This window comes from Polaromonas sp. CG_9.11 (genome assembly GCF_015752225.1).
GTDB lineage: Bacteria > Pseudomonadota > Gammaproteobacteria > Burkholderiales > Burkholderiaceae_C > Polaromonas.
In genome coordinates this window covers 140,785-146,979 of the sequence record NZ_JADOVE010000009.1, presented here as the reverse complement: position 1 = coordinate 146,979, position 6,195 = coordinate 140,785, and the positions used below count along the sequence as shown (strand labels likewise).

Genomic DNA, 6,195 nt, shown 5'->3' with positions numbered 1-6,195 from the left:
CCGCAGCTCTCGCTGCAACTGATCGTGCTGGCGCTGCAACTCGCGAAAGGCGCCGCTCGCCTCGCGTAAAGCGGGCACGGCAGGGGTGCAAAACTCCTGGTGCCACTGCGCCAGCTGATGCTCGAACACACCATGCTCGCGGCACCAGCCGGCCCGGGCCATGTCGTCCAGTGCGTAGCTCTGCTGCAGCGCCATCAAACGCTGTGCGGGCATCCAGGCAGACGCTGGGCCGTCCAGTGCAGCAGTTGCAGCGGGCACCGGGTGGGCTATCGTGCCGGTTTTCTTGCTTGCGCTTTGCAGCCACTTCCTGAGCGTGCCGGCGGACAGGTTGAGCTCGCCGGCAACGCTGATAACGGAACGCGTGCCGCGATGCCTGGCTTTGAGCAGTGCCTGCTCTTTGAATTCGGGAGAGTGATGTGAATGCGGTGTTCTGGTCATGAAATGAAGTTGCCGGGCAGTTAGCCATCAAAGAATTAGATGCGACAACAATTCTGACACCGGGGGACAGCGTGCCGGGTCAAGCGCAAGGCGGCCGCCACTTCGGGATAGCTCTTGCCATCCTTGAGGTGCGCCAGCGCGATCAGGCGTAGTCGCCGGCGCCCATCCTTTTCTTTGTGGATCAGACGCTCAAAATCATAGGGCTGAGCTGATCAATGATGTGCTGAGATAACATTTTTCTAACCTCCACCAAAAGCCAATACCGCTCAGACTCCGATTGCTGGCTTTGGTTCTTTATCTGTCGGGATTGTTATTACTTAGGCTTTAACAAACTACTGCTATTGATAAAAAATTCCTGTCTGGGATAGCACGATCTGGTGGTTTTGATGGCGGCGGGCGATTGTATTGAGCCGCTGCCATTCATGAAAACTAGTCAGCACCAGGCATGAGCTGACGCTTGGGCTTGGGCTTGGGCTTGGGCTTGGGCTTGGGCTTGGGCTTGGGCTTGGATTTTCAGGCCGGAACGGGTTTGCCATGCAGCAACCCCGCTGGCTTAAAGGCTTCACTCACCGCATCGCCCACGATCTCGGCGGTGATGGCAGACAACGTCCAGCCCAGGTGACCGTGTCCGGTATTGTAAAAAACGCAGGGTGAACGGCCACGGCCGACGCGCGGCAGCATGTTGGGCATCATGGGCCGCAGACCCGCCCAAGGTATAACGCTCTGGGTGTTGACGCCGGGAAAGCAGCGTTGCACCCAGTCCACCAGGGGCTTGATGCGATCGGCACGAATGTCGCGGTTGTAACCATTGAACTCTGCCGTACCGGCCACCCGGAAACGGTCCAGGCCAAGGCGGCTGGTGACCAGCTTGGTTTCATCGTCCAGCAGACTGACCACGGGCGCGGCTGCCTGGCTTTGCGCGTCTTTCAGGTTGACGGTGATGGAATAGCCCTTGACCGGGTAGATGTTCACGCGGTCACCGAGCGAGGTTGCCAGCGCGCGGCTGGCGGTGCCGGCGCAGACCACCACGCCGTCAAAGACCGCGCGGGTTTCCTGGGCGCCATGGCCCACCGTCACACAGGCCTGCTTGGCGTCTGCCGTCACGGCGCTTACATCCTGCTCGTAAAGGCAGATCACGCCCAGTCGCACCGCCGCCTCGGCCAGGCCCTTGGTGAAGAGGTGAATGTCGCCGGTCGAGTCGCTTTCGGTAAAATAGCCGCCGTAATACTTCCCCGCAAGCGTGGGCTCCAAGACGCGCATCTCTTGCGGGGTGACGGCGCGGCGCGGCAGACCGCCTTCGGCCAGCAGCCTGGAAACCTTGCCGGCGTGGTCAAAGCTGGCCTTGTCGCGGTAGATGTGAAGAATGCCTTCCTTCTTCAGGTCAAAGTCTATGCCCTCCTGCTCCGCCCAGCCCAGCAGGTGCTTGCGCGCCGCGATGGCCAGGCGCGTGGTCTCTATGGTGTTGCTTCGGTAGTGCGGAATGTTTGCGATGAACTCGGCAAACCACGATATTTTGTGCCAGCTTGGCTTGGGGCTTACCAGCAGCGGTGCATCGCTCTTGAGCATCCACTTCAGGCCCTTGAGGAGGGTTGACCAGTGGTTCCATACCTCTGCGTTGGATGCGGAAAGTTGGCCGCCATTTGCAAACGAGGTCTCCATGGCGGCATAACGGTGCTTTTCGAACAAGGTGACCGAAAAGCCGCGCTTGGCAAGTGCGTAGGCTGTGGTCACGCCGGTGATGCCACCACCAATGACTGCGATTTTTTTCATGAAAGACTCCAGCAACGTCAAGGGGATTAAGCCCGCGCGCAAGTGCACAGCGGACACCCCCTCTGTTCTGGACCTGAGAGATTCACGAACTTTCGCGCTGGCGAGAGCTGTTTGCTCCTTCGGTGCACCGCATGACGTAGCCTGCGGCAACTCTTCAGAGATCAATAGTGATGCCGGTCCTTTTGCCTGAGAGTTTCCGGGGTGGTTGCTCCTTCGGCGCCGGGTGCTGCGTTAGCTGCACCACAGACTCTTCCGGCATCAAGCAGGCTAAGCGCCGATTGATGCATGCCGCTCTCGACGAAGCAGCAATGGCGATAATTTATCAGCTATCAGGCCGGGTGAACGGATTTTTTTCAGACTTCGCAGTGTTCGGTGAAATGTGCCGAAAATATGCATGGGATCTCATTCACTCAAGGCCTTCAGCAACTCGGTTTCAATCGCGATCTGCGCTTTGTTGTGTTGAAGTTCCGGCCCGTCGATCAAAAAGGTGTCCTCGACCCGTTCGCCCAGCGTGGTCACCTTGGCCAGCTTGACGTTGATGTGGTGATTGGCCAGCACCCGTGCAATCAGGTAGAGCAGGCCGACCCGATCGCTGGCCGACACGCTGAGCAGCCAGCGCTGGGCTTTTTCATCCGGACGCAAGTCGACGCGCGGGGTCACGGGAAAGCTTTTGACGCGGCGCGACACCCGGCCTTTGCTGGGTGGTGGCAGCGGGCCTTTTTCTTCCAGGATGCGGCCCAGGTTCACCTCGACCATGGTGGCCAGTTCGCGGTAGTGCTCTTCCAGCGGCTCGCTGGTGACCTGAAAAGTGTCCAGGGCAAAGCCGTTGTTGGTGGTGTGCACCTTGGCGTCCAGAATGCTAAAACCAGCCTTGTCAAAGAAGCCGCAGATGCGCACGAACAGGTCCGGCGCATCGGGCGTGTAGACCAGCACCTGCATGCCTTCGCCGGTTGCAGACTGGCGCACACGGACTGTCACCACCGCCTTGCCAATGTGGCGCGACAGGTGCCGGGCATGCCAGGCAATGTCGGCGGCTTCGTGGCGCATGAAATAGCTCACGTCGAGCGTGTCCCAGAGCGCCTTGTAGGCCTGGAATGGCTCGGCATGCAGGGCCAGCAGCGTTAGCGCGCCGCGCTTGCGGGCCTCGATCTCGGCAGCTGCATCGGGCGCGCGGCCGCCCAGCACGCGCAATGTGTAGCGGTAGAGGTCTTCGAGCAGCTTGCCTTTCCAGGCATTCCAGACCTTCGGGCTGGTGCCGCGAATGTCGGCGACGGTGAGCAGGTACAGGGCAGTCAGGTTGCGTTCGTTGCCGACCCGCCGGGCGAACGTGGCAATCACTTGCGGGTTGCTCAGGTCTTCCTTCTGGGCGGTACGGCTCATGCTCAGGTGTTCGCCCACCAGGAACTCGATCATCCGGGAGTCTTCGGCGCCAATGCCGTGCTGGCGGCAGAAAATGCGCACTTCCTTCTGGCCCAGTTCGGAATGGTCGCCGCCGCGTCCCTTGGCAATGTCGTGAAACAGCGCGGCGATGTACAGAATCCATGGCTTGTCCCAGCCTGCGGCCAGTTGCGAACACATCGGGTATTCATGCGAATGCTCGGCCATGAAAAAACGCCGCATGTTGCGCAGCACCATCAGGATGTGCTGGTCGACGGTGTAGACGTGGAACAGGTCGTGCTGCATTTGCCCGACGATGTTGCGAAACACCCAGAGGTAGCGGCCCAGCACCGAGGTCTGGTTCATCAACCGCATGGCATGGGTGATGCCTTCGGGCTGCTGCAGGATGCGCAGGAAGGTCGCCCGGTTGGCCGGATCGGTGCGAAACTTCGCGTTCATCATGCCCCGGGCGTTGTAGAGTGCGCGCAAGGTGCGTGCCGACAAGCCGCGGATGCCAACATGAGTTTCGAACAGCAGGAAGGTTTCCAGGATGGCGTGGGGCTCGCGCAGGTAGAGGTCGTCGCTGACCACTTCAAGCATGCCGGCTTTGTCAAAGAAGCGCGCATTGAGCGGGCGCAGCGGATAGTTGCACGGGCTGAGCTGCTCTTCGATGTTGAGCAGCAGGATCTGGTTCAACTGGGTGACCGCCTTGGCCGTCCAGTAATAGCGGCGCATCAGCGCTTCGCTGGGACGCGCCGGCGGGCGCCTGGCCGCCCGTCCGCCCCGGGGCGACACGGCCCTGTCCAGGGGCAGGACCACCTGCACCGTGTCCAGTGCCGGCGGGCGTTCGCTTCGGTTGCCCGGCTGGGCGCAATAGCCGAAGGATTCGGCCACCGCCGTCTGCAGATCAAACACCAGACGGTCCTCGCGACGGCGGGCAATGATGTGCAGGCGCGCGCGTATCAGGCTCAGCAAGGCCTCGTTGGCCTTGATCTGACGAACCTCGAACGTGGTGATCAGTCCGTTGGTGGCCAGCTCGTCCCAGGATTTTCCCAAGCCGGCGGCGCGAGCCACCCACAGCACCACCTGCAGGTCACGCAGTCCACCGGGCGATTCCTTGCAATTGGGCTCCAGCGCGTAAGGTGTGTTGTCAAACTTGTTGTGGCGCTGGCGCATTTCGAGCGTCTTGGCGATAAAAAACGCCTTGGGATCAAGAATTGCGTCAAGCTGCGCCTGCAGGAGCTGGTAGACCTCGGCCGAGCCGGTCACCAGACGCATTTCGAGCAGCGAGGTCTGGACGGTGACGTCCTTGGCTGCTTCCTCGACGCAGTGGGCCGCTGTACGCACGCTGGAGCCAATCTGCAGCCCGCAATCCCAGCAACTGCTGATGAAGCTTTCTACCTTGGCCTTGAGGGCCGGATTGTCTTCGACATCGAGCGCGGCGTCGGGCAGCAGCAGCAGCACATCGACATCGGAATGCGGAAACAATTCGCCCCGGCCAAAACCGCCCACCGCGATCAGGCAGGCATCCGGCGGAAATTCGGCCAGTTGCCACAGCCGCCGCAAGGTGGCGTCGGTCAGCCGGCCCAGCTTTTGCAGCAGGCCATGGATGCCCCGGGTCGAGGCACCGCTGCCTGCCAGCGCGGCCATCACGCCCGCCTTGCCGGCGCTGTATTGTTCGCGAAAGGAAGTCAATTCAGTCATGAAGGCAAGGCCTGACCGTGAAAGGATCGAAAAAGCCGGTCCCGCAAGGGCCCGGAATCAGGCAGGGGTTTTTTCGCGCGACGGCTGCGGCACAAAATCCGGAATCGGCGGGCTGCCGGCCGACAGTGTCAGCACTTCGTAGCCGGTTTCGGTGACCAGCACCATGTGTTCCCACTGCGCCGACAGCGAATGGTCGCGTGTCACGATGCTCCAGCCGTCTTTTTCCGGGCCGTCCTTGATGTCGCGCTTGCCGATGTTGATCATCGGCTCAATGGTGAACACCATGCCGGGCTTGAGTTCGTCGAGCGTGCCCGGACGGCCGTAATGCAGCACCTGCGGGTCCTCATGGAACCTGATGCCGATGCCGTGGCCGCAGAACTCGCGCACGATCGAATAGCCCTGCTTTTCGGCAAACGTCTGGATGGCGTGGCCGATGTCGCCCAGGTGCGCGCCCGGCCGCACGCACAGGATGCCTTTCCACATGGCTTCGTAGGTGACCTGGCACAGCCGTTTGGCGGCAATCGAGCAGTCGCCGATCAGGAACATGCGGCTGCTGTCGCCGTGCCAGCCGTCCTTGATGCCGGTGACGTCCACGTTGACGATGTCACCTTTCTTCAGCGGCTTGTCATTGGGAACGCCATGGCACACCTGGTGATTGACCGAGGTGCACAGCGACTTGGGGTAGGGCGGATAGCTGGGCGGGCCGTAGCCGAGCGTGGCCGGGATGGTTCCCTGCACGTCGACCATGTAGTCGTGCGCCAACTGGTTGATTTCGTTGGTCGTCACACCGGGCTTGATGAACGGGGTCAGGTAGTCCAGCAACTCGCCAGCGAGCCTGCCCGCCACACGCACGCCTTCGATACCGGCTGCATCTTTGTAAGTAATACTCATCTGCGAATTATCCCA

4 protein-coding genes and 1 riboswitch are annotated in these 6,195 nt (G+C 61.1%); all 4 genes read right to left on the bottom strand.

What is annotated here, in order from left to right; genetic code table 11:
• Positions 1–438: transposase (locus IWX85_RS09785; protein ID WP_196869602.1), on the bottom strand; the 438-nt coding region annotated here is incomplete at its 3' end.
• Between the two features lie 513 nt (positions 439–951).
• Positions 952–2,208 (bottom strand): D-amino acid dehydrogenase, encoded by a 1,257-nt coding sequence (locus IWX85_RS09780; protein ID WP_196869601.1) that lies wholly within the window; start codon positions 2,206–2,208, stop codon positions 952–954.
• Positions 2,209–2,372: 164 nt separating this feature from the next.
• A riboswitch (glycine riboswitch) is annotated at positions 2,373–2,473 on the bottom strand.
• 137 nt (positions 2,474–2,610) lie between these two features.
• A complete protein-coding gene (locus IWX85_RS09775; protein ID WP_196869600.1) occupies positions 2,611–5,289 on the bottom strand; it encodes a [protein-PII] uridylyltransferase in 2,679 nt (892 codons plus the stop codon).
• Positions 5,290–5,346: 57 nt separating this feature from the next.
• Positions 5,347–6,180 (bottom strand): type I methionyl aminopeptidase, encoded by an 834-nt coding sequence (gene map, locus IWX85_RS09770; protein WP_196869599.1) that lies wholly within the window; start codon positions 6,178–6,180, stop codon positions 5,347–5,349.
• Positions 6,181–6,195: the final 15 nt, after the last annotated feature.

Excerpts from the sequence above, each read along its gene's own strand:
- IWX85_RS09780 (WP_196869601.1), bottom strand. The coding sequence starts at position 2,208 with ATGAAAAAAATCGCAGTCATTGGTGGTGGCATCACCGGCGTGACCACA.
- IWX85_RS09775 (WP_196869600.1), bottom strand. The coding sequence starts at position 5,289 with ATGACTGAATTGACTTCCTTTCGCGAACAATACAGCGCCGGCAAGGCG.
- map (WP_196869599.1), bottom strand. The coding sequence starts at position 6,180 with ATGAGTATTACTTACAAAGATGCAGCCGGTATCGAAGGCGTGCGTGTG.